The organism is Flavobacterium sp. FlaQc-52, assembly GCF_044007495.1.
Lineage (GTDB): Bacteria > Bacteroidota > Bacteroidia > Flavobacteriales > Flavobacteriaceae > Flavobacterium > Flavobacterium cupriresistens.
In genome coordinates this window covers 33,148-57,096 of sequence record NZ_JBIPCV010000005.1, presented here as the reverse complement: position 1 = coordinate 57,096, position 23,949 = coordinate 33,148, and the positions used below count along the sequence as shown (strand labels likewise).

The window sequence follows — 23,949 nt, the reverse complement described above, 5'->3', positions numbered from 1 at the left end:
GAAAATGAAAAATAAGTTATTTTCCTATAAAAAAATAAGCATCGCGGCTGGAATAGCCTGCTTATTATTCCTCTTAAATTCTTGTGATAACGAATTAGAAGTAACTCCGTATTCTTATTTTACAAGTGCCAATTTTTTCTCTAATACAGATCAGGCTAATATGGCTACATTGGGTGTTTACGAATCAATGTCTTCAAGAGATACTTATGGCTGGTATATTCCTTTTGTCTTTGATGCGGATACAGATATTTTACAAATAAGCGGTTTAGGTTCAGACGACTGGAGAACCATCGCTCATTATCAGGGAATTTCACAAACAAATGCATTATATACGGTTTGGTCTAAATTCTATCAGGGAATTGACCGCGCAAATGTAGTTGTAGAAAAGATTCCTCAAATGGATTTATATACTAATGGTACACAAAACCAAAAAAATCAATTGAACCGCTATATTGGCGAGGCTAAGTTTTTGCGTGGTTTTTATTATTCTGAATTAGTGCGTTTATGGGGTGATGTGCCATTTAAAATTAAAAGTTCACAAACAGGTGATGATCTGAGAGGAGCTCTTGTAGATCGAAAAGAAATATATGCTCAAATTATTCAGGACATGCAGGAAGCTGCTGCTCTATTACCTGAAGAAACACCGAAAGATGAACGCGTAAATAAATGGGCCGCAAAAGCCCTATTGGCAAGAGTCGCTCTTTTTGCCGGAGGTTATTCATTAAGTGCAAATGGAACGATGTCCAGACCGGGTAATTACAAAGATTTCTATTTAATAGCTCAGAAAGAAATTAATGATATTATGGCTCAAAATCCATATAAGTTAAATCCATCCTACTCAAAAGTATTTAAAAATCAATGTCAGCATGTTTTAGAGCCAACTGAAAACATTTTTCAAATTGCTTTTTTTAATCCCTCAGGAACTATTGGTAATGCCTCATGGGTTGGTTATTTTAATGCTCCATTGACCGCTGCAAGTAGTTTATATGCAACAACTCCCGGAAGATGTTTAGTGCCAAAACCATTTTACACCAGTTTTAACGCCGCCGACCAACGAAGAGATGTTTCAATTGCAACCTACTCTATTAACGCCCTTGGAAACAAAAACCCACTGTTAACCGCAAGGCAAGACGAATCGTGGACAACAGCCAAGTGGAGTCGCGAATATCAAACTAATTCAACACTTGAACGTTCGTATACACACATTAATTGGGTGGTTATGCGTTATTCAGATCTGCTTTTAATGCGTGCCGAAATAGAAAACGAATTAAACGAAGGTCCAAATGCGATTGCTTATGATGCTATTAATCAAGTGAGAAGAAGAGGCTTTGGCGCAGACATTACAGGAAGCGGAATAAATATCACCTTAGGCAACAAAGGAACAGGATATTCAGCGGCCGCTAATGTTCTAATTCAAATCACTGGCGGCGGAGGTACAGATGCAGCTGCAGCAGTAGTCACACTTGCTAACGGAACAATAGGTACCATTGCAATGCTTCGTTCAGGCGATGGCTATACATCGGCACCCACAATAACCATTACAAGTACTGACGGAAAAGGCTCAGGAGCCACAGCTACAGCGACACTTTTGACAAAACCCACAACAACACAAATACATCTTCCTGCCGGATTAAATAAAGATAATTTCTTAAAAGCATTACAACAAGAAAGAGCTTGGGAACTTTCCGGTGAAGGAATGCATCGATCAGATCTGATTAGATGGGGAATTTTATCCGATAAAATAACAGAAACCAGTACCGCAGTTAAAGCCATTCGCTCCAACTATTTCTATCCGGCGATTACCAATTTTGTAAAAGGAAAACACGAACTCTATCCTTATCCGCAAAATGAAACTGACGTAAATAAAAATATAACACGTCAAAATCCGGGGTATTAAAATTTTAAACCATGAAAGTAAACATTCTAACCTTTTTTATAGCGCTTCTTTCTATAGTATCATTTGCGCAGCAACCGCAAAGACCTGCAGATATTTATGAGGCCTCGAAAGTGTATGAATACCCAACTGACCCTTTGGTATTAAAAAAATTAGAAAAATGGCGGGATCAAAAGTTTGGTATCATGATGCATTGGGGAATTTACAGTGTAGAAGGAATTCGTGAATCATGGCTCTTGTGCAACGAACCACGATTTGTACGAGACAGTAATGTCGTATATGAAGATTATAAAAAGTGGTACTGGAGTTTATCTGAAAAAATGAATCCTACAAAATTTGATCCCGATAAGTGGGCAGAAATTTCTCAGAAGGCTGGAATGAAATACGTTGTTTTTACCACCAAACATCACGATGGTTTTAATATGTTTGATACCAAAGAGTCCGATTATGGAATAACCAAAGGGCCTTTTGCTAAAAATCCAAAAGCGGATGTAACCAAATTTATTTTTGAAGCGTATCGAAAAAAAGGAATGATGATCGGGGCCTATTTTTCTAAACCCGATTGGCATTCCGAATATTTTTGGTGGCCTCGTTATGCCACAACAGACAGAAATGTAAATTATGATGGAAATAAAAACCCTTGGCGCTGGAAAAAATTTCAGGATTTTACCTATAATCAAATTAGCGAACTAATGCATCATTATGGAGCGATCGATGTTCTATGGCTGGATGGCGGCTGGGTGCGCCCATTGGAACAAGGTAAAAAAAGACCCGAAGGTTTTTCTCTATACCCTGATTTCAGCCAAGATATAAATATGCCTGAAATAACCCGTATGTCACGTGAGGCACAGCCTGGTATTTTGATTGTGGACAGAACTGTACACGGACCCTATGAAAATTACCGAACACCGGAACAATCTATCCCAAAAGAACAAATTAATGACCCTTGGGAGACTTGCATGACACTTGGTAAAGGCTGGGGGTATAGAAAAAACGATAAAATTAAATCCGCTACCTATATCATTCATAAATTGACAGAAGTTGTCGCTAAAGGAGGTAATTTTTTATTGAATGTTGGTCCTACACCGGAAGGAGAATTCCCTGAAGAAGTGACCGCATGTTTAGAGAAAGTGGGACAATGGCTCAAACAAAATGGAGAAGCGATTTATGCAACGCGAACCTCAGCTATTTATAACGATGAAAATATTTGGTTTACGCAATCCAAAGATGGCAAAGTTAAATATGCTATTGCTTGCCTAAAGGAAGATACTTCAGTTCCCGCAAGTCTTCAATGGAAAGGAATTATACCTACTAAAAGCACCCTAAAATTGCTTTCAACAGGTAAAACTTTAGAATGGAAACAAACGGGAGATAAGATAGAAGTCTCCTTGCCAAAAGATCTAGTCGGAAAAAATGTTCCGGCACTTGCATTTTCAATACGGTAAAACAGAAATAGAGCAATCGTTTTTAGAATTGTTCTTTTTTTGGACGTTAATGCAGTGCTTAATGTGCTGCATTAATATTCCAAAGAGTTATAAAATCAATTCAAAACCATAGCTACTATTCATAAAAGATTTTAGCTAAATTTAATATCATTTTGTACAAATTCAAAACGTTATTAACCTATTGCTACCTAAATTCGTTTTGTGCTTGAGTGCTCTCAAATCAAATAAATAATCTTATAAAGAGATATTATGTTATTTCAAAAAAACAGTCTGGTTGTATGTCTATTGTTATTTTTAAGCATTCCATTAATCACTAATGGACAAACAACAGAGCGTCCGAATATTCTAATTATAATGACCGATCAGCAAACCGCTGATGCAATGAGCATTGCCGGAAACAAAGATTTGCATACTCCGGCTATGGATAAACTAGCGCAAAATGGAGTTCGTTTTACCAAAGCCTATTGCGCGCAGCCCTTATGTTCTCCATCTCGGAGTGCAATTATGAGTGGAAAAATGCCTCATGAAACCGGATTTATAGGTAATGCGCCTGAAAAAGACGGACAATGGCCTGAGGATTTGTTAATGATGGGTAAAATTTTTCAAAATGGAGGTTATAAAACAGGTTATGTAGGCAAATGGCATTTACCAGTTCCAACTGCCAAAAAAAGCCAACATGGATTTGAATATATTGAGAATACCGATTTTCAAGATTATAATGATGCCGCAACGCCTTCTTTCTGTGCTCGTTTTATAAAAGAAAATAAAAACACTCCTTTCTTATTAGTCGCATCTTTTTTAAATCCACATGATATTTGTGAATGGGCACGAGACGAGGATTTAAAAATGGATCTGTTGGAAAAAGCACCACCACCAAATTTATGCCCTGCACTTCCGGAAAACTGGAAAATTCCGGACTTTGAACCTAAAATTGTACGCGAACAGCAAAAAGTAAGTTTTCGCACCTACCCTACCGTTAATTGGAATGGCGACCAATGGCGTCAATATCGCTGGGCATACAACCGCTTGGTCGAAAAAGTTGATGTTTATATTGAAATGGTGCTGGCTTCCTTGAAAAAATACAATATTGAAAAAAATACCATTATCGTTTTTACAGCCGACCATGGTGATGGTTATGCAGGCCACAGCTGGAATCAAAAACAAATTTTATACGAAGAAGCGGCCAAAATACCTTTTATTATTTCAAAAATTGGCGAATGGAAACCACGCACCGATGAAATGTTAGTTTGTAATGGCACCGATATTATTCCAACAATTTGCGGTTTTGCGGGCGTTAAAAAACCTACCTATTTGAAAGGTGTTGACCTCAGTAAAAAAATAGCAAATCCTAGCCTAAATCTTCGTGATACTTTGGTAATAGAAACTGATTTTGCCGACAATGAAGAACTTTTGGGTATTAGTGGTCGTGCCGTAATCACTAAAAATTTCAAATATATAGTTTATAATAAAGGAGCTATCAAAGAACAACTTTTTGATTTAACCAAAGACCAGGGAGAAATAACAAATCTGGCAGTAGATAAAGTCTACAAAAAAGAACTTATCGCAATGCGCCGCTATTTGAAACAATGGTGTAAAAACAATGGAGACCAATTCGTTTCCGGATTATAAAAGATTTAGAAAATAAACTAGTAGAAAAAATGATAAAAAAAGGAATAATTATAGTATCGCTTTTACTTCTTACCTTACATACTTTCGGTCAACAGCAACCGGCTATAATCAAATTGAATGCCGAAAAATTGCATTCCAGAGTCAGAGAATGGCCTTATCCTGTAAATGGAATAACGGTGCCAACCAATGCTCCTGCTTTACTTTGGCCTGCTACTAATGGCCAAACAATGGTAAAACCAATGGAAAGCGGAAGCGAAGTGCCTGAAGATCCAAATATTGGTAAAATCCGTTACAAAGTTATGCTGGCCAGTGATAAAAATTTTACCAAAGATTTGCTTACCGGTTCAGAACAAGCCTGGGCGGTTTATCCTTTACACCAGCCTTTAAAACCGGGGAAATGGTACTGGAAATACGCTTATGCATTAAAAGGAAGCAATCAATGGACCTGGTCACCGGTTTATGATTTTGTAATTGATCCTAAATATGCTAACGAAAAAGTATCGCCTCCAATAAGCGTCGTTTTAAAAAGAAACCAAGGAGCACATCCTCTTTTATGGGATATGAATCGCATTGGAGCGGATTTTTATAAGAATAATTTAGAAAATCCGGAGGCTAAGAAATTTATTGCTTTCGCAGAAAAACTAATGCTGGCTCCTCTTCCTACCGAAAAACCCCAACGTGTCATTGATACCACCGGTAAAAATAAATTAGAAAAGAAGATTATTGTCGAGCGAATGTATCATGGTTTTGGTGATGCGGTGGGTACTCCCGTTAGAAACTTATGTATTGCTTATCAATTGACTAAAGACAAACGGTTTATTCTTGATGCCAAACGCAGAGCCCTGAATATTGCCAATATGAACCCAAATGGATTGGCGACAGGTGATGATTTTACCAGCGGTGCCGTGCTCGAGGCCTTAGGATGGTTTTATGATGCAGGTTATGATTTTCTGAATGCGCAGGAAAAAGAAATTTTTAAAAATATAATTACCATTAGAGCTAAACGGGTTTACAGTCATTTACCAAATCGTTTTGAGCTGCATGTCAGCGACAATCACGTTTGGCAGATTACGCTTCGCAACTTAGCTATAGCCACCGTTGCAGTAATTAATGATGTTCCGGAAGCCAAAGAATGGCTCACCTATATGTACGAAGTCTGGTCGGCACGTTTTCCTGTATTAGGCACCACAGATGGCGGCTGGCACGAAGGAAACGGCTATTTTAGAGTGAATTTTAAATCCATAATTTACTTATCACAGATGTTTGGTGATTTTAGTGGTGTTGATTATTTTAAATTACCATGGATGGAAAACCTGCCGTATTATATGTTATACACACATCCCGTCGACGCTGCTAGCACAGCAACGGGAGATATGTGGGAAAACATTCCTTATATCGTAAAAGGAGAAGCCTGGTTTGCTGAAGCACTTACTTATAAAATGGATAGTCCTTATTTAAATTGGTATGTTGAACAAATAAAAAAAGAACATCCGGATTACTTTAAAGGATCAGATGATTATTTGCTTTTCCGTTTATTGAATTATAAACCAAACAAAACCTTAGCCGTTTCCTCACCTGCTGACTTGCCTAAAACGCGAAAGTTTGCCGATATCGGGGTGGTTGCAATGCATGAAGATCTAAAGGATGCTAATAAAACACTGAGCAGTTATCTTATTAGCAGTCCGTTTGGTTCTTCGGGACACGGACATGCTTCTCAAAATGCTTTTACCATTAATTTTAAAGGAAAAGTAATTTTTGGAGGCACCGGGTATTACAGCAACTTTAGTGATAAACACAATCTTCTGGATTATCGTACTTCTAAGGCTTATAATACTATATTGGCCGACAGTTTAAATCAAAAAATCGGAGAAGAAGGTTACGGTTGGATTCCAAGGGCTATTTCCGGAAAACATATCCAATATGCACTGGGAGATGCCGGTAATGCTTATGGCGAAATTAAAAGTGATTTTTGGTTAAATCGTTTTAAACAAATTAATGTAGTCCCTAACAAAACAAATGGTTATGGCGAATCCGGAGTTACCGTATACCGTCGACATATGCTACAGTTAGAAGGAGGTTATATTGTTTTGTATGATGAATTAGAAGCAAAAACTCCTATCAAATGGACCACACAGTTTCAGTGTCCTTATTATACAATCGAAGCACAAAACACCGAAAATGCGTCAGAACAAAACTTTATTGTCAATAGTGACTTAGGAAATGTAAGCGCAAAAGTAATTGCTAACAGTCCTTTGAAGATGCAAGTGCACAACAAATTTTTTGAGCCGGCTGTCAATTGGAATAAGGTCACGAATGATGAAGGCCAGATAAAAGATTTTAAAGAACAATGGCACGCCGGAATCACCTCAGAAGCAAAACAAAAATTTAGATTTCTAACGATCATTCAAATTAAAGACGGAAAAACGGAAATTATAAAAAGGCTCGATAGTAGTAATGGATTAGCACATTTTCAAGTAGGAAACTGGGAAATACAAGCGCAATTAGACGGAGATCAAGCCAGTGCCTTTCAAGTTTCCAATAAAACGATACAATCCCTATTCAGTTATGGCAATGTTCCGATTAATTTTGAAGGCAAAAACTATATCTCAAAAATTGCCGGCAGCTCTGTATTATTAGAAATGAACAGCACAAAATGGGATATCACAGAAGCCGTTGATGAACTGCCGGATGTGGTCAAATACGATAAAAAATTAGATTAGAAACCACTCTTATTTTTCTGTAAATTAGTTTTCCAAATTGATTTTTAGACAAACTAGCAATAGAGCGCTATTTAAAAAAACGGAACCGACAAATACCCCTTATGAGAAAAAAACTTACCATCCTCGCTATACTGTGCATTGTTCTTTTTACATCTAAGAATTATGCACAATTACCGGATCGTAATTTCCGTAATATCTCCGTAGACAAAGGTTTGTCACAAAGTTCTGTATTTGCAATACAGCAGGATAAACTGGGATTTATTTGGGTTGGAACTCAAGATGGGTTAAATCGCTACGATAGTAAACGATTTAAAGTATATCGCCCTTTAAAAAGTCAAAAGAACAGTCTGCAGTCCTATTATATCCGCAGTTTATTCCTAGATCACAAAGGGCAATTATGGATTGGAGGAAACAAAGGAGTCAGCATCTACAACTATAACACAGACAGCTTTGTAAATTATAAACTTCCCGGCAGCTTAGGAGAATGGTTTATTTCTTCTATAGCAGAAGATCATTTACATCAAATATGGGCAGTTTCTAATGCCGGAGATGTTTTTTTATTAAGTCCACAAAGCAAAAATTTCACACCCGTAAAATTCAATGCTTCTTCTCATGAGATAAAAAAAATCAACTATGTCGGGATTTGGCAGCAGCAAATTATTTTAGGTACAGATGTTGGTCTGTTTAAACTGAAACCTGCAGTGCATCAATTGGTAAAAATTGATTTAGGCAAAAAAAAGCCTTATATAAATGATGTATACATTGATAAAAACAAACTCTGGATTGCAACGGAAGGTGACGGAGTACTAACATACAACACGCAAACCAAACAGATTACTTCGTTACTGCATACGACCAGCCCAAACAGTGCCGCAGATAACAATATTAGATGTGTTGGCAAAGATACAGAAGGAAATATTTGGCTGGGCACTTTTAAAGGCCTTACTATTTTTAATCCCAACAATTCCACTTTTAAAAATTATTACCATCAAATAGCACAGCCTTTTACGATTAGCCAAAATTCTGTGCGCTGTTTTTTCAAAGACAAGCAAAACGGTATATGGCTCGGAACGTATTATGCGGGATTAAACTACTACCATAAAAATGATATTAATTTCAATCTTTTAAGTCAAAACTCAGGTAAACCTTCTTTAAATGATGAAGTTATAGGTGTCATTAAACAAGATCCAAAAGGCAACTTTTGGATTGGAACCAATGATAAAGGAATAAATTACTGGAATAAAACGACCAATACCATTACGTATTTTTCTAACAGTGAAAACAATCCAAAAAGTTTAAGTTCTAATAATATTAAAGCAATTGCATTTGATGATAACGGAAATGTATTAGCCGGTACGCATAATGGAGGCTTAAATTTACTTAATCCCAACAGCGGGATGGTAGAGCGTTTTCGTCATGATGAGAACAATCCAAATTCTATTGCAGGAGATTTGGTGTACAGCATTCTTAAAGACTCTAAAAATCGTATTTGGGTAGGTACAAAATCCGGATTGGATCAATTTCATATAGAAAAAAAATCTTTTACCCATGTCCTTCTTGATAAAGCAGGAAAACGACTTGTTTCAGACAATATTAATTTCCTTTTTGAAGACAGCAAACATCGCATCTGGATTGGAACCACAAATGGAGTGACACTATTTTATCCCGATAATTTTTTGTTTGGAGTTGTAGGACACGGCAAACCCAGTGATGATATTATAAATTGTATTACTGAAGATCAAAAACACCGAATCTGGATTGGAACCCGGGAAGGACTTTTATTATACAATGAAGCACAAGAAACCTTCACCAGTTTTAAAACAAGAAAAGATTTTACCGAAGAAACAATCTACGGAATACTTTCAGATGATGATGGAAATCTTTGGATTTCTACCAACCGCGGACTGGTAAAATTCAATCCGGATAAGGGCACTGTTCAAAATTTTGACGAAAGTGATGGACTGCAAAACAAACAATTTAATGAATATTCGTTTTGCAAAGCCAAAGATGGAATGATGCTCTTTGGAGGTATAAAGGGAATTTCCTACTTCTATCCTAAAAGGATCAAACAACGTCCGCTTCCTCTTAAACTCAGTTTTACAGCCCTGGAAGTTTTAAATAAAGTTGTTGCGGTAGCAGATGAAACTGACATTCTGGAAAAGCATATCGATCAGGTAAATGTGCTGGAAATTGGCCCTGAATACAAGCAATTCAGCATCTTTTTCAATACTTTTAATTATATCTCTTCTAATCGTACTTATTATTATTACAAGTTAGAAGGTCAGGATAAAGATTGGCAACGTACGGAAGAGTTAAAAATCAGCTATAGCAACTTACCTGCCGGCGATTATAAATTACAAATTAAAGCCGTTGGTCCAAATGGAGAAATGAGTTCCATTAGAACTTTAAAAATTAAAATATTGCCACCTTGGTATAAAACATTCTGGTTTTCTTTATTGTTGTTATTAGTAGTATCTGCAGCTGCTTATATTGCTTTTCGAATACTAAAAGAAAGGATAAAAGCCTTACAGCAGTTAAAATTAGAGCGCATTGATAAGGAAAAAGCCAATTACATTAATCAGGTTAAAATGGATTTTTTCACCAATGTATCACACGAACTTAGAACACCTTTAACTTTGATTTTGGCTCCTTTAGAGGAATTATTAAAGATGCCTTTTACCGATAAAATCACAAAAAAGAAACACGAATTGATGTTTATCAATGCAAAACGATTGTACAATTTAGTAGATCAGCTTTTTGAGTTTAGAAAAACCGAAATGGGGACAAAACAACTTAAAGTAAGCAAAAGTGATATTGTAAGTTTTACCCATGAAATTTATCAGTCCTTCAAACCACTTTCAGAAAAAAACCACATTCATTATACTTTTCATACCAACGAAACCAACCTTACCTTTTTCTTTGATAAGGATGCAATGGAGAAAATTTTATTTAACCTCTTGTCTAATGCCTTCAAATACACCAAAAGCAATCAAACTATACAGATAGAACTTTTAAAAGTTACTGATAGTATAGCCATAAAAGTTACCGATACCGGTGTTGGTATAAGTGAGCAGGATTTATCTAAAGTTTTTGATCGCTTTTATCAGGTAAACAATCGCGAAATGAATCTGGGTTCCGGCGTTGGCTTGGCTTTTACCAAACGTCTGGTAGAACTGCATCACGGTAAAATTACGGTCGAAAGTGCGGAAGACAAAGGCAGTACTTTTACAGTTTCTATACCTACAGCAGATTTCATCTATAAAAACGACTCGCAGGCAGAGGATTCCTTATATCAATTATCAATAACCAATGATAGTGAAGTTGATGGTGAAGATGATACTTTTCCGGAGGAAAATGAAATCAAGGAAAGCGGACAGCTTATAAAATTATTGATTGTTGATGATAACGACGAAATCTTAGATTATCTGCGGGACTATTTTAGTACAATCTATGAAGTAAGTACAGCCTCAAATGGTCAAGCGGCCCTAGAATTACTGGAAATACATCCTTTTGATTTGATTATAAGCGATATTATGATGCATGAACTCGATGGTCTGCATTTTTGCAAGAGAGTAAAACAGAACATCAATACCTCTCATATTCCATTGATTTTATTAACAGCACGTACCGAAACCAGCCAACAGATCAAAGGATTAGAGATGGGCGCAGATGATTATGTAACAAAACCTTTTTCAACTCCTTTATTAGCCGCAAAAATAACAAACCTGCTTCGTTCCCGTAAAAGGTTGAAAGAACATTATTCAATTGGTAAAGAAATGATTCCGGAAAACATTGCCTTTAACCCTCTTGATGAAGAATTTCTAAAACAAGCGATCAACATCGTCGAAGAACATCTGGCCAATTCAGAATTTTCGGTAGATCAATTCAGCAGAGAAATAGGTATGAGCCGTTCCAACCTGTATCTTAAATTCAAAGCTATTACAGGAGAATCAGCAATCGATTTTATAAAAAGAATTCGTTTCAAAAAAGCAGTAGAATTAATGGAAAGCAGGCGTTATACCATTGCTCAGGTTACCTACATGTGTGGTTTTAATTCTCCTTCTTACTTTTCGACAGCCTTTAAACAGCACTATGGCTGTATGCCAAGCGAATATTTAGCAAAAACAGATGACATAAATGAAAGTGACTAAAAACATAAAAAAATAATATACTATTCCCTTCGTCATTAAACACTTTCCGGCAACGAAGCGTTTAATTGTAAATTCAAATTTATCGAAGTTTAATCTCGTCCAAATGGCAAATCATTTGGAAACGAGTACCCTCTCTCGTGCTCTATTTGAACTACTAAAGAAGCGATTTTCATCTAAAAAAACTTAACAATAAATAAAAACAAACCATATGAAATCCATTCAATTGATAGGCCTGATCTTCCTTTTTCCTACGCTCTTTTTTGGGCAAACAAAGGCAATTATTACGATTCAAAACAATTCGGCTATAGCAAGACAAGAAGCTGTGACCGCCATTAAATGGGAAAACATTACAACTGCATTTCCCGAAATAGACACCGCAAATTTTGTGATTATTAATCAAAATACAAAAAAACAGGTTCCGTACCAGTTGGAACATCTTGGTAAATCTTCAATTCAAAATGTATTGATTCAAATCGATGTGAAGCCAAAATCATCTCTAAATCTTATGCTCCAAAAAGGCAAACCCAATTTATTTGAAACCAAAACCTATGCCCGTTATGTGCCGGAACGCAAAGACGACTTTGCATGGGAGAACGATAAAATTGCTTTTCGCGCTTATGGAAAAGCAATAGAAAAATCAAATGAAGATGCCTATGGATTTGATGTTTGGGTAAAACGAACCAAAAAAATGATTCTTAATGAACGCTATAAAACAGGAAATTATCATGTAGACAGCGGCAACGGAATGGATTATTATCATGTCGGCTATTCTTTAGGCGCAGGCAATATGGCGCCCTACATAAACGATACGATTCGTTATTCGGCAAATTACCACCAATACAAAGTTTTAGACAATGGTCCTTTACGCTCCACTTTTCAACTTATTTACGACACTTGGGAGGCCGGCAAAATTAAAATTAAAGTTACAAAAACCATTTCTATAGATGCCGGATCACAGCTTAATCGAATAGAAAACGTCTACACTTTTGACGATAATAAACCAATTCCTGTTGTAATAGGAATCATAAAAAGAGCTGAGGCAGGTGTGATTTCTTTAAACGAACAACAAGGTATTGTTGCCTATTGGGAGCCTACTTTTGCTCAGGATGGTACTACAGGGGTAGGTTCCATATTTAGCAATCCAACCGCCACCATGTGGATTGATAAAACCCAAATATTAGCCAAAACTACCGTTACAAATAACAGTCCAATTGTCTATTATACCGGTGCCTGTTGGGATAAGGCGCAAGAAATCACTAATTCGAAGCAATGGTTTGACTACTTAAATAATTTTCAAGAACAATTAAAAAATCCGTTGACCATTACTATTCGCCAAAACAAACAATAATTACTAACTATAAAATATAAAAAATGTCATTTAATTTATTTGATTTAACGGGAAAGACAGCTCTCATTACGGGAGGAGTTCATGGCTTGGGAATGGCAATGGCCAAAGGTCTTGGACAGGCCGGTGCAAAAATTGTTGTAAACGATCATTCTTCGCAAGCAGCAGTTGATCATGCAGTTGCCGAATATAAAGCAGAAGGTATCGAAGCCTATGGCTATCTATTTGATGTAACTGATGAAAAGGCGGTTATAGACGCTATTAATAAAATCGAAACGGAAGTTGGTCCAATCGATATCTTAATAAACAATGCCGGAATTATCAAAAGAACTCCAATAATTGATATGGAAGTTTCCGATTTTGAAGCTGTTATTAAAGTAGATTTAACGGGACCGTTTATAGTTTCTAAAAATATTGCTAAAGGAATGATAACCCGAGGAGGAGGCAAAATTATAAACATGTGCTCTATGATGAGTGAACTTGGGAGAGATTCCGTTAGCGCATACGCAGCTGCTAAAGGAGGTTTAAAAATGCTGACCAAAAATATGGCTACAGAATGGGCCAAACACAATATTCAAATCAACGGAATTGGTCCCGGCTATTTTGCTACCAGCCAAACGGCTCCGATTAGAGTAAACGGACATCCATTTAATGAATTTATCATGCAGCGAACGCCTGCAGGACGCTGGGGAAATCCTGATGATCTGCAAGGTGCTGCTATCTTTTTAAGTTCAAAAGCAAGTGATTTTGTTAATGGTCATATTGTTTATGTTGATGGAGGAATTCTGGCTACTATAGGAAAACCATCTAATGAAAACTAGTTTATTATTCCTTGATCAAAAAAATATAAAATGATAAAAAGTATAGTAGACAAAGCAACAGGCTTCGAAAAACGATTTGAAAACATCAATACAGTAGTTTTTGAAAATTCTAATGAAGCTTCTAAAGCGGTTGCTCAGGAAATTGCAGCTTTAATTCAATCCAAACAAAAAGAAAACAAACCTTGTATTTTAGGTCTGGCAACCGGTTCTTCTCCAAAAGGATTGTATGCAGAATTAGTACGTCTTCATAAAGAGGAAGGTTTGAGTTTTAAAAACGTAATTAGTTTTAATTTGGATGAATATTATCCAATGGAACCTAATTCTATCAACAGTTATGTTCGTTTTATGAAAGAATTACTGTTTGACCATGTCGATATTTTACCTGAAAACTTCCACGTTCCCGATGGACTTTTAACCAAAGAACAAATTGCAGATTACTGTCATGATTACGAAGCTAAAATTGAAGCCTTAGGTGGAATCGATTTACAGATTCTTGGAATTGGAGGAAACGGACATATTGGTTTTAATGAATCCGGTTCACTTCAAAACTCCAAAACACGTTTGGTAGCTTTAGACCATATTACCAGAGTTGCCGCAAGTAAAGATTTCTCCGGTTTAAGTAATACACCTAGAACTGCAATTACACTTGGAGTTAAAAAAATCATGGAAGCCAAACAAGTTATTTTAATGGCTTGGGGAGAAGGAAAATCCAATGTGATCAAAAAATCGGTTGAAGATGAGGTGACCAATCAGATTCCGGCTTCGTTTTTACAGGAACACAATAATGCTGTTTTTGTTTTAGATAAAGAAGCATCTTCAAAACTAACCCGAATCAACAGACCTTGGTTGGTAGAAAAAGTAACCTGGAGTGATAAATTAATCCGCAAAGCCGTTTTAGGATTGGCACTGGATCTTAAAAAACCAATTTTAATGCTTACCGATGCCGATTATATCGAAAACGGAATGAGTGATTTATTGGCAGATTCAGGCCCTGCTTATGATATTAATATTAAGATATTCAATAAATTACAAAATACAATTACAGGTTGGCCAGGTGGGAAACCAAATGCGGACGATACTAACCGTCCTGAAAGAGCGGAACCAGCCAGAAAACGTGTATTGCTTTTCAGTCCACACCCGGATGATGATATTATCAGTATGGGAGGAACCTTTATGCGTTTGCAAGAGCAAGGTCATGAAGTGCACGTAGCCTACCAGACTTCAGGAAACATTGCCGTTGCCGATGATGAAGCCTTGCGTTTTGCAAGTTTCGTAATTGACTATAATGAGAAATTCGGAATCAAAAGTCCGGAAGCGGATGCGATTTATGAAAAAGCAGTTAACTTCTTAAAAAATAAAAAGAACAGCGAAATTGACATCCCTGAAGTGCGCTATATCAAAGGACTAATCAGAAAAGGAGAAGCAAGAGCAACAAGCCATTTTGTTGGTTTAACAGACGATCAGATTCATTTTATGGAGCTTCCATTTTATGAAACGGGTACCATCGAGAAAAAACCAATCGGACAAGAAGACATTCAATTGACGATGGATTTAATTGAAAAAATTAAACCACATCAAATATATGCTGCAGGAGATTTAGCAGATCCGCACGGAACACATAAAGTATGTTTAGATGCTATTTTTGAAGCCGTGAAAGCCTTAAAACCAAAATCATTTATGGACGACTGTTGGTTATGGTTGTACCGTGGTGCATGGCAGGAATGGGGTATTGACGAAGTAGAAATGGCGGTACCTATGAGTCCGGATCAGGTTTTGGCAAAACGTCATGGAATCTTCAAACACCAGTCTCAAAAAGACGGTGTTGTTTTTCAGGGAACCGATGCCAGAGAATTTTGGCAAAGAGCTGAAGACCGAAACCACGAAACAGCAGCTTTGTACCAGCAATTAGGTTTAGCGACTTATGCGGCGATGGAAGCGTTTGTGAGATGGCATTACTAGGTAGAAGGTGCTAAGATTCTGAGCTGCTAAGGTTCTGAGTTTAGAAAAATTTTTAGCCACGGATTATACGAATTTTCGCGAATTTATTTTCGGGATACTTGGTGTGATTCGTGGCTTTTTTTTTGCCACAGATTAAAAGGATTCTCACAGATTAAAAAAATCATTTTAATCCTTTTAATCTGTGGCTAACTAAAAAAATGCGGGGTACGAATTACTTTTTTACTGTGAATTAGATAAAGTTGGATAAAAAATTTAGGGAGGCAAGATGATTTAATTTCCGGGCACACAAAGAAATTAGCGAAAATTCGTGTAATTAGTGGCAAAAAAAATCATTTTAATCCTTTAAATCTGTGGCAAAAAACCAAGAATAATTGCATTTAAAGCGTTTTAATTTTTAAATTAGCGCTGAAACATACCCGTTTTACAAACTAAACAACACATTTTTTAGTAGTATTATTCTACAATAAATACCTCAGAAATACGTTTCAAACTAAATTTAACTTTACAAAAAATGGAATATTCAAAGAATTACACTGCTGCAGGCGAACACATAGATGTTCAAGGAATTATGGATGGGTTGTACTATCCTTTTTATATGGAAGAATGTCGTCACGCTTACATCAAAGAGGTATTAGGTTTTGATTTTGTACAACAGGCAGAAAACGGCGTATTTATGGTTTTATCCGAATACAGCATCAAATTTATTCGTTCACTTAAAAAGGATGATAATTTTGACGTGACTTGTGCTGTTTTTACAGATCCTAGTGGACTACCAAAATTGCATTTTAAACAATCAATCCTAAAAAACGGAAAAATAATGGCTTCCGCATTATTCACCGGAACCTGTATTCCAGCTACCGGAGGCAGACCCTATTTACCGGAAGAACTCAAAGCTAATTTTACTGATGCACCGGTATTGGAAATTAAATAATTTATTCCCAATAGAACTAATTCCACTCCCTTTGATCCACATTCAACATCTAAATTTAATTCGTATTTTAGCTTAAAAGAAACTTACCCGCTACCATAACCTTTTAACTCTAGAACTATGCGCTCAATCCTTTTCTTACTGACGATTCTCCTTTTCGCTTCCTGTAAAAACGAAAGCAAATCAGATGCTCTCCCCAATTATTTTACCTACAAACCAAACGAATCAATAGAAACTGCAGGTGTAAAAATGATTCCGATAAAAACGCCGGTAGGAGAATTTAAAGTCTGGACAAAACGTTTTGGCAATAATCCAAAAATAAAAGTATTGTTACTACATGGAGGACCTGCCATGACACATGAATACATGGAATGCTTTGAGACATTTTTTCAACGCGAAGGTTTCGAATTTTATGAATACGATCAACTAGGTTCTTACTACAGTGATCAACCAAAAGACAGCACTCTTTGGACAACAGAACGTTTCGTAGAAGAAGTAGAACAAGTTCGAAAAGCTATTAATGCAGACCATACTAACTTTTATGTCTTAGGAAACTCCTGGGGTGGAATTCTGGCGATGGAATATGCATTAAAGTATCAGAAAAACCTAAAAGGTCTCCTTATTTCTAATATGATGGCCAGCGCCCCGGAATATGGTAAATACGCAGATGAAGTTCTGGCAAAGCAAATGAAACCTGAAGTTCTGGCAGAAGTAAGAGCATTAGAAGCAAAAAAAGACTTTGCCAACCCAAGATATATGGAACTTCTTATCCCTAATTTTTACCAAGAACATTTGTGCAGATTAAAAGAATGGCCAGACGGATTAAACCGTGCCATCAAACACACCAATGGAGCAATATACACGATAATGCAAGGTCCTAGCGAATTTGGAATAAGTGGTCGTCTGGCAAAATGGGACATTAAAAATCGCTTACATGAACTAACAATTCCAACCCTAATGATTGGGGCAAAATACGATACAATGGATCCAAAAGTAATGGAAGAACAAAGTAAACTAGTTCAAAAAGGACGATACTTATATTGTCCAAACGGAAGTCACCTTGCCATGTGGGATGATCAGCAAGTTTTTATGAAAGGAGTAACACAATTCATTACTGATGTTGACACCAATAAATTTTAGCATTAAACAATATAAAGAACAATGTTTATCAGATTCTGTTCATAAAATTACACGACAAAAAATTATACTCATTAATTGTAAAAGAACTTCATTAGAAATAATGGAGTTTTTTTTATATCGACTAAAGAATAAACTGAATATGTAATCTGTTTAAACTTTGTGATGCTGTGACTGTGCGAGGTTTTTACTAATCTAAAACTTTAGGACTTGATCAAAATTCGTTTTATACAGCATTCAAAACACAACAGAAAAAACAACAAAAAGCTGCTACTTTCTTACCTTAAGAAAATAGCAGCCTGAAACGGGGACATTATGCGTAAAAAGAAGTAGATACGAACGTAATTCCACTTTAACTCCAAGTCAATGAAGACTATGAAATAAAATCGTCGCGCGAAGATTGCCGACCCAAAACTTCAGAAAGAAGTATAGAAATAAATAAGACTTAAAAGAACTAAAAGCCATTGATAAAAAATGAATTACAAAGCACTACTTCTTTGTTGTAAATCACAATCGTTTTTTATCTCACAAAACAAATGATCCGGATGTAGCCCTAGTTTCACAGCAAAGATGAGTCAATTATCATTAAAAAAAAGACAACTGTTCACTGTCCTTGCACTTATGCAAAGTCATAGAATACTGATGTCCGACAGTCATTCACATTCTTTTTTTAGTATTTTTTGTTCCAGATTTTTATGGATCAGGTTCAAAGGTTCAAAGGGACAGAGGTACAAAGAGAAAAGGCGAAAAATAGAGACTTGAAAACCGATAATAAAACAAAACACAGCTGCTAAATAGCAGTTTTACAAATTTCACTACAACTTTTAGACTTGCTTTATTTGTACTCCTAAAAAATAAATTCGCACAAAAAAAATCGCAAACTCAAATAAATGAAATTGCGATTTTTTATACTCAATTGAGAAAACAAAGCTGCTTTACATCATCGTATTGATACGAATACTTGCTTTAATAAGTGCCAAAGCTGAAATTTTTGAAATATGAATATCTTTAGACTGATGATGTGAATTCTGACTTACAAGTTTTACAAAATCCTGTCCATTTTCTGATTTTTGAACATACTTTACGGTAATGTATTCTTCCCAGTCATTTAACTTCACACTTAAAAGATACATTTCTCCAAAAAAGATATTCTCAAATTCAGTTTCTTTATACAATACAATGTCCCCCGATTTCAGTAACGGATACATACTGTCTCCGGTCACCGAAATAGCTCCGTCACATTTTGGAAGATTCGGAATCTTAATTGTATCCAGAATTCTTTGTGGTTTTCCACTCTTAAACAACTCCTTTAAGCCGGCAACAGCTTCAAGATCATACAATGGTATTTCCTGACTCAAATGCAAGGAATCAATGGTTTTTCGGCTATTGTTCATAATAACGATATCTGTGTTACTTTCTTTTAACATTGGTCCGTTTCCCGTAAGCAGCCACTCCGAATTTATCTCCGGATAATGCTGTAATATTTTACACGCTTTGTCGGTTCCCATATTACTACTATTGTCTAAAAACTTATTAGAAAAGCCCAAATCATTGCAAAACTTATAGCGTGTAACCCCTTTATAATCAAGATATTCTTTCATTCTTTCAGTAGAGCCCATAAAAAGATGTATTATTTTACGTTAATTATTTGTTTTGATGTATTATTTTACACTACATTTGCAAAGTAAAGAAATAAAAGAATGAAAATAAAATATTTCAGCAAAAAAATAATAGTCTTCAAAAAACATTAAAATAAAAGTAGCATAAAGTGACCATAAATGAGAACCGATTTTAATAAAGTAAAACTTTTAAGAACATTCAAAAACAAAAAAAGCAACTTAATTCTTAATCCTATACAATGAATACTAATCAAATTGAAGAAAAAATCCACGAACTGGAAAATTGGCTGATTCAAAATCCAAACAGTGCTGAAAGAAATTTAATAGAATCTGATATAAAAAAATTAAAAACCATTTTAGAGAAAAAATCATGAGTAAAAAACAAATCGAAGAACGTATTGCGCTGTTATATCTGGCTCTTCAGTTCTGTTCAGAAAGAAAAAAAACATTTACATCGGGAGAAAGAATCTGCATTAATCAGGAACGTTTTCAATTGATGCACATTTTGGAAAATGAAAGGGCAACTCCCCGACCGGTTTCAAAGGAAATTGAAAGCAAAATAAAATACATTTCACAACAGACACTACTGTACCATTTCAAACCGTATTACGAAGATCCGTTTAAAGAAGAAACTGAAATCGCATCCTAAAATTTTAAAACCTAAAGAAACTATGAACACCTCAACTATTACGACCAATAAAACCATCGATTTAGCTCAATTTTCTGCTCAACAATTAAAAGAAGCCCTAATAAAAATCGAAAATAAGAAGAATGAAGAAAGAGAAGCGTACAAAAAACTGGTGGCTGAAACAATTCCAAAAGCACTTTTAAAATTGTACAAAACCTCTGAAATGATCCGCAAAGTAAAAACAGAAACCTTTCAGCTTTTTGAAACCATTCTGGATTTAAAAAATCAGGTTTACGGTTTTAAGGAAAAACAAATGTCACATACTTTTTCTAATGATAAAGAAGAAATTACAATTGGATATCGCATTAATGAAGGCTGGGACGATACCGCAACAATTGGAATCGAAAAAGTTCAAAATTACATTTCATCCCTTTCTACAAGCAAAGAAACCGCTTCTCTTGTCAAAATTGTTTTCAATCTGCTTAAAAAAGATGCAAAGGGAAATTTAAAAGGTTCCAGAGTTCTCGAACTTCAGAAACTTACCAAAGAATTTAATAATGAAGAATTTACAGACGGTGTAGAAATCATTGCATCGTCCTTTAAACCTGTGCGTTCAAGCTGGTTCATTGAGGCAAATACCATTAACGAAAACGGCACTAGAACTACTATTCCACTCTCTATGTCTGCTGTCGATTTTTTACACGGATACGCTTTTAATTTCTTTAACCAACAAAACGAACAAACAAATGCTGCCTAATAATGACATTTATGCATCGTTGCTTTTAGCTTTTTTACTAATTGTAACCAATTTAAAACCAATCCTTATATTTCGTGACTGGTTTCATTTTAAAATAAACACCACTTTTAAACAATACAGAAATGAGCGTAAAAATAAAACCAATAACGGATCATGAAAGCTATGAGGTAAATACTCATACCGTGTTTAAGGACAGCTTTGGAAACTGGAATTCTAAAAATGCTTTATCCGTCAAGGAGCGTGAGGCTTTTTATCAGTATGAAACTAGTGTTATTAAAAATCCAAGATTTAAAAAACACATTAAAGCGACCTATAAAGGTTAACAATGAGCTCTTCCCGGAATTCAAAATTCTGTAAAAACACACCGCCACTTTATCTCTAAACTACGAATTGGTGCTATAAAAAAACAGTGTTTCGCTGTTTAAAAACAACACATACAAAACTATTATTTTCAGACTGCTCTATGTCTTAACGGACTACAGAACAGGATTGTCATGCCTAAACTACGGCCTCAAATTATTTACAAACGTGGGCTATTTGTTTCGTCATCAGAAAAAGCAGAAACCATCTGATTAAAAAAAAGAATCAAATGGTTTCTGATCTCAACAAAATCAGTACACATTTAGTCAACTATTCTCCTTCAAAAGACGAGGCAGAATTGTTTCTGTCTAAAAATATTTCTTTTCTCTTATTCTTTCACTAATACCACATCCAATTATCATGTCTATATCAAGCAACAGAAGTCTCGGCATTCAAAAAAATAAATTACTACGCTATAAGCTTATCAAAGAATTGTACTTAAAACATAAAACAGAAGATATTCCGACAACTGTAGTCTGGCGTAAATACGTTTATCCAGTTTATCCAATATCACGTACCACATTGTATGAAGTGCTTTGTACGTCTGTAACCGTTGAGCTTAAAAAAATTGAAGAGCTCATGAAAAGCCAAATCAAGCCTTCGTAAATAAATCATAGAAATCAGAATCCGTCCGATTCCAAATTTCTAATGTTCCGCTTTTTTCCTTTCTAAAACGACCTCCTTTTCTTTTAACCTGAGTTCGATTATTAAGTTACTGATTTATGTATTGTCGTTTTCCTACAAGGTCAAAAAAGACCTTAAAGGAAACAAATAGATCTATTAAATAATCCGTTGGGGGTACTTTACCTAAATATTTTTTAACACATAGAAACATAGATTTGCAAGTTACAATTGGAAAAGTTTTATGAAAATCACAATTTTCTCACATAGTCTCATGTGATTTATTTAAAGTAAAACGTCTTTTCAAGTTTTGTTAACTATGTCTCTATGTGTTAAAATTAATTGCATCCAACGGATATTAAATACCAACAAACAATAATTTAAATTTTGAATTTTAATCGAGTTCATATTTTTAAACAAAGACAATCTCTCATTTGCAAAACAACTCTGTAAAGTCCTAGAATACAAATGTCCGACAGCCTGGCATCCGTTTTTTTAAGGTCTTTTTTTAGTCAATATTTGCAGTCTCAAAAGGAAGCAGCTGTCGAAATTAGATCGGAAAATTCAGGCTGTATATTCTTTAAAAAACACTACAGCTGTTTCCCCAAAAACCTTTCTAACCTAGTACAAAATTTTACACAAACATTTAATGGAGCCGTTTTTATACCCCACTCTTACCGCATTTTTTGCCGCATTTATTACCTGGTTTTTCTCGATGAGAAAATCATTAGCTCAAGACCGAGCTGCCGAACTTGACAACGCCGTAAGTGCCGTAAAATATTATCGTGACTTACTTGATGACATTACCGCCCGACTGACCGCTGCTACCGAAACAATAAAAAATATGGAAACACAGCACAGAGAATTAATGCTGATCAATCAGCAGCTGGTGGATGAATTACAAAAATTTAAACAACTAAACGGAAAACAGCAATGACACTAGCTCAAAAAACCTTAGAAATTGCTCTTGCTCAGGTTGGTGTTGAAGAAATGCCAAAAAACAGCAATTCCGGACCGGAAGTAGAAATTTACCTCAGAAGTGTTGGTCTCGGAAAAGGATATCCATGGTGCATGGCTTTTGTGTACTGGAGCACACAACAAGCAGCTTTGCAATTGGGAATGAAAAATCCGCTCAAAAAAACAGCAGGCGTATTAGACCAATACAATTCCAGACCGCTACTACTACAAACAAAACCTCAACCCGGTGATGTTTTTATTATCGATTTTAAAAACGGAACGGGACATACCGGAATCGTAGACCGGGTAACGGCTTCTGCCATTTTTACTATTGAAGGCAATACCAATGACATTGGCGGACGCGAAGGCTACAAAGTCTCTAAAAGAAAAAGAGAAATCAAAAGCATTAAAGGCTTTTTAAGACTGTAAACACCACTAATCAAACCAAAACATGACCCAAAAACTAAACCGCATTGTTTTTTTGTTTTTTTCAATCTTAGTGCTGGTTTCGTGCAAGAGCCCGAAACCAGTTCTGAGTGAAGAAAAAACAAAAATCATAACCCTTAAAGAAACGGTACACGATACTGTTTTTAAAATTCAAAAAGACAGCAGTTCCTTCAAAGCATTGTTAGAATGCCAAAACGGGAAAGTCGTTTTTAAGAATGTTATCCAGGCCGAACCGGGGCGCACTTTAAAAAGCCCAAAGGTTCGTCTCGACAACAATAAACTCACCATAGACTGTGAACTGAAAGAGCAGGAACTCTACGCCCGCTGGAAATCACAACAAATAAAAGAAACAGAGGTACAAACAATCCGAACGACAAAATTTGTCAATCATTTGACTTCCTGGCAAAAACTACAAATCTGGCTGGGGAGACTGCTCTTTATAGTAGTACTCTTTCTAGTCATAAGATTCGTCTACAAAATTTACAAGCCTTTGTGGTTTCAATAGATAAACTTTTAAAATAACACCTCACA

General features: G+C 35.7%; 19 protein-coding genes. 18 read left to right on the top strand and 1 reads right to left on the bottom strand.

Features of this window, described 5'->3' with window-relative positions; all coding sequences use genetic code 11:
* The first annotated feature begins 4 nt into the window (after nt 1-4).
* The 10 genes from ACHRV5_RS10740 (at nt 5) to ACHRV5_RS10695 (ending at nt 18,032) form a co-directional block, all read left to right on the top strand.
* Nucleotides 5-1,897: a RagB/SusD family nutrient uptake outer membrane protein gene (locus ACHRV5_RS10740; protein WP_395426723.1), complete on the top strand. Its 1,893-nt coding sequence runs from the start codon at nt 5-7 to the stop codon at nt 1,895-1,897.
* 11 nt (nt 1,898-1,908) lie between these two features.
* Nucleotides 1,909-3,339 (top strand): alpha-L-fucosidase, encoded by a 1,431-nt coding sequence (locus ACHRV5_RS10735; RefSeq protein ID WP_395426722.1) that lies wholly within the window; start codon nt 1,909-1,911, stop codon nt 3,337-3,339.
* A 249-nt stretch (nt 3,340-3,588) separates the two neighbouring features.
* A complete protein-coding gene (locus ACHRV5_RS10730; protein ID WP_395426721.1) occupies nt 3,589-4,968 on the top strand; it encodes a sulfatase in 1,380 nt (459 codons plus the stop codon).
* Between the two features lie 29 nt (nt 4,969-4,997).
* Complete coding sequence (locus ACHRV5_RS10725) at nt 4,998-7,688, top strand: DUF4962 domain-containing protein (protein WP_395426720.1); 2,691 nt, start codon at nt 4,998-5,000, stop codon at nt 7,686-7,688.
* A 101-nt stretch (nt 7,689-7,789) separates the two neighbouring features.
* On the top strand, nt 7,790-11,839 hold the full coding sequence (locus ACHRV5_RS10720) for a two-component regulator propeller domain-containing protein (RefSeq protein ID WP_395426719.1): 4,050 nt from the start codon (nt 7,790-7,792) through the stop codon (nt 11,837-11,839).
* 208 nt (nt 11,840-12,047) lie between these two features.
* Complete coding sequence (locus ACHRV5_RS10715) at nt 12,048-13,187, top strand: DUF4861 family protein (RefSeq protein WP_395426718.1); 1,140 nt, start codon at nt 12,048-12,050, stop codon at nt 13,185-13,187.
* Nucleotides 13,188-13,210: 23 nt separating this feature from the next.
* Nucleotides 13,211-14,005, top strand: coding sequence for a gluconate 5-dehydrogenase (locus ACHRV5_RS10710; protein ID WP_395426717.1), 795 nt, complete (start codon nt 13,211-13,213; stop codon nt 14,003-14,005).
* Between the two features lie 30 nt (nt 14,006-14,035).
* Nucleotides 14,036-15,964, top strand: a complete 1,929-nt coding sequence (nagB, locus tag ACHRV5_RS10705) for a glucosamine-6-phosphate deaminase (RefSeq protein WP_395426716.1) — start codon at nt 14,036-14,038, stop codon at nt 15,962-15,964.
* Between the two features lie 511 nt (nt 15,965-16,475).
* Nucleotides 16,476-16,895 (top strand): thioesterase family protein, encoded by a 420-nt coding sequence (locus ACHRV5_RS10700; protein ID WP_047779217.1) that lies wholly within the window; start codon nt 16,476-16,478, stop codon nt 16,893-16,895.
* A gap of 117 nt (nt 16,896-17,012) precedes the next feature.
* Nucleotides 17,013-18,032, top strand: a complete 1,020-nt coding sequence (locus tag ACHRV5_RS10695) for a proline-specific peptidase family protein (RefSeq protein ID WP_395426715.1) — start codon at nt 17,013-17,015, stop codon at nt 18,030-18,032.
* Between the two features lie 932 nt (nt 18,033-18,964).
* Here the strand turns inward: ACHRV5_RS10695 and ACHRV5_RS10690 are convergent.
* A complete protein-coding gene (locus tag ACHRV5_RS10690; protein ID WP_053004348.1) occupies nt 18,965-19,630 on the bottom strand; it encodes a S24 family peptidase in 666 nt (221 codons plus the stop codon).
* 257 nt (nt 19,631-19,887) lie between these two features.
* Between ACHRV5_RS10690 and ACHRV5_RS10685 the strand changes: the two genes are divergently transcribed.
* From ACHRV5_RS10685 to ACHRV5_RS10650, 8 genes are all read left to right on the top strand, one after another.
* Nucleotides 19,888-20,022: a hypothetical protein gene (locus tag ACHRV5_RS10685; RefSeq protein WP_262487216.1), complete on the top strand. Its 135-nt coding sequence runs from the start codon at nt 19,888-19,890 to the stop codon at nt 20,020-20,022.
* On the top strand, nt 20,019-20,297 hold the full coding sequence (locus ACHRV5_RS10680) for a hypothetical protein (RefSeq protein ID WP_047779220.1): 279 nt from the start codon (nt 20,019-20,021) through the stop codon (nt 20,295-20,297). The genes ACHRV5_RS10685 and ACHRV5_RS10680 overlap by 4 nt, the downstream gene beginning before the upstream one ends.
* 22 nt (nt 20,298-20,319) lie before the next feature.
* Entirely contained in the window at nt 20,320-21,033 is a 714-nt protein-coding gene (locus tag ACHRV5_RS10675) for a DUF3164 family protein (protein ID WP_395426714.1), read from the top strand.
* 122 nt (nt 21,034-21,155) lie between these two features.
* A complete protein-coding gene (locus ACHRV5_RS10670) occupies nt 21,156-21,356 on the top strand; it encodes a hypothetical protein (protein ID WP_395426713.1) in 201 nt (66 codons plus the stop codon).
* Nucleotides 21,357-21,753: 397 nt separating this feature from the next.
* Entirely contained in the window at nt 21,754-21,999 is a 246-nt protein-coding gene (locus tag ACHRV5_RS10665; RefSeq protein ID WP_047779223.1) for a hypothetical protein, read from the top strand.
* A 664-nt stretch (nt 22,000-22,663) separates the two neighbouring features.
* Nucleotides 22,664-22,951 carry a methyl-accepting chemotaxis protein gene (locus ACHRV5_RS10660; protein WP_047779224.1) on the top strand — a complete coding sequence of 96 codons (288 nt, stop codon included), beginning with the start codon at nt 22,664-22,666 and terminating at the stop codon, nt 22,949-22,951.
* Nucleotides 22,948-23,400, top strand: coding sequence for a CHAP domain-containing protein (locus tag ACHRV5_RS10655; RefSeq protein ID WP_395426712.1), 453 nt, complete (start codon nt 22,948-22,950; stop codon nt 23,398-23,400). The genes ACHRV5_RS10660 and ACHRV5_RS10655 overlap by 4 nt, the downstream gene beginning before the upstream one ends.
* A 22-nt stretch (nt 23,401-23,422) precedes the next feature.
* On the top strand, nt 23,423-23,923 hold the full coding sequence (locus tag ACHRV5_RS10650) for a hypothetical protein (RefSeq protein WP_395426711.1): 501 nt from the start codon (nt 23,423-23,425) through the stop codon (nt 23,921-23,923).
* The last annotated feature ends 26 nt before the right edge of the window (nt 23,924-23,949 follow it).

Bases quoted from the DNA above. Each gene is read 5' to 3' on its own strand.
- ACHRV5_RS10715 (WP_395426718.1), top strand. From the start codon at position 12,048: ATGAAATCCATTCAATTGATAGGCCTGATCTTCCTTTTTCCTACGCTC.
- ACHRV5_RS10740 (WP_395426723.1), top strand. From the start codon at position 5: ATGAAAAATAAGTTATTTTCCTATAAAAAAATAAGCATCGCGGCTGGA.
- ACHRV5_RS10670 (WP_395426713.1), top strand. From the start codon at position 21,156: ATGAGCGTAAAAATAAAACCAATAACGGATCATGAAAGCTATGAGGTA.
- ACHRV5_RS10700 (WP_047779217.1), top strand. From the start codon at position 16,476: ATGGAATATTCAAAGAATTACACTGCTGCAGGCGAACACATAGATGTT.
- ACHRV5_RS10655 (WP_395426712.1), top strand. From the start codon at position 22,948: ATGACACTAGCTCAAAAAACCTTAGAAATTGCTCTTGCTCAGGTTGGT.
- ACHRV5_RS10680 (WP_047779220.1), top strand. From the start codon at position 20,019: ATGAGTAAAAAACAAATCGAAGAACGTATTGCGCTGTTATATCTGGCT.
- ACHRV5_RS10665 (WP_047779223.1), top strand. From the start codon at position 21,754: ATGTCTATATCAAGCAACAGAAGTCTCGGCATTCAAAAAAATAAATTA.
- ACHRV5_RS10695 (WP_395426715.1), top strand. From the start codon at position 17,013: ATGCGCTCAATCCTTTTCTTACTGACGATTCTCCTTTTCGCTTCCTGT.
- ACHRV5_RS10690 (WP_053004348.1), bottom strand. From the start codon at position 19,630: ATGAAAGAATATCTTGATTATAAAGGGGTTACACGCTATAAGTTTTGC.
- nagB (WP_395426716.1), top strand. From the start codon at position 14,036: ATGATAAAAAGTATAGTAGACAAAGCAACAGGCTTCGAAAAACGATTT.
- ACHRV5_RS10650 (WP_395426711.1), top strand. From the start codon at position 23,423: ATGACCCAAAAACTAAACCGCATTGTTTTTTTGTTTTTTTCAATCTTA.
- ACHRV5_RS10725 (WP_395426720.1), top strand. From the start codon at position 4,998: ATGATAAAAAAAGGAATAATTATAGTATCGCTTTTACTTCTTACCTTA.
- ACHRV5_RS10730 (WP_395426721.1), top strand. From the start codon at position 3,589: ATGTTATTTCAAAAAAACAGTCTGGTTGTATGTCTATTGTTATTTTTA.
- ACHRV5_RS10735 (WP_395426722.1), top strand. From the start codon at position 1,909: ATGAAAGTAAACATTCTAACCTTTTTTATAGCGCTTCTTTCTATAGTA.
- ACHRV5_RS10685 (WP_262487216.1), top strand. From the start codon at position 19,888: ATGAATACTAATCAAATTGAAGAAAAAATCCACGAACTGGAAAATTGG.
- ACHRV5_RS10720 (WP_395426719.1), top strand. From the start codon at position 7,790: ATGAGAAAAAAACTTACCATCCTCGCTATACTGTGCATTGTTCTTTTT.
- ACHRV5_RS10675 (WP_395426714.1), top strand. From the start codon at position 20,320: ATGAACACCTCAACTATTACGACCAATAAAACCATCGATTTAGCTCAA.
- ACHRV5_RS10660 (WP_047779224.1), top strand. From the start codon at position 22,664: ATGGAGCCGTTTTTATACCCCACTCTTACCGCATTTTTTGCCGCATTT.
- ACHRV5_RS10710 (WP_395426717.1), top strand. From the start codon at position 13,211: ATGTCATTTAATTTATTTGATTTAACGGGAAAGACAGCTCTCATTACG.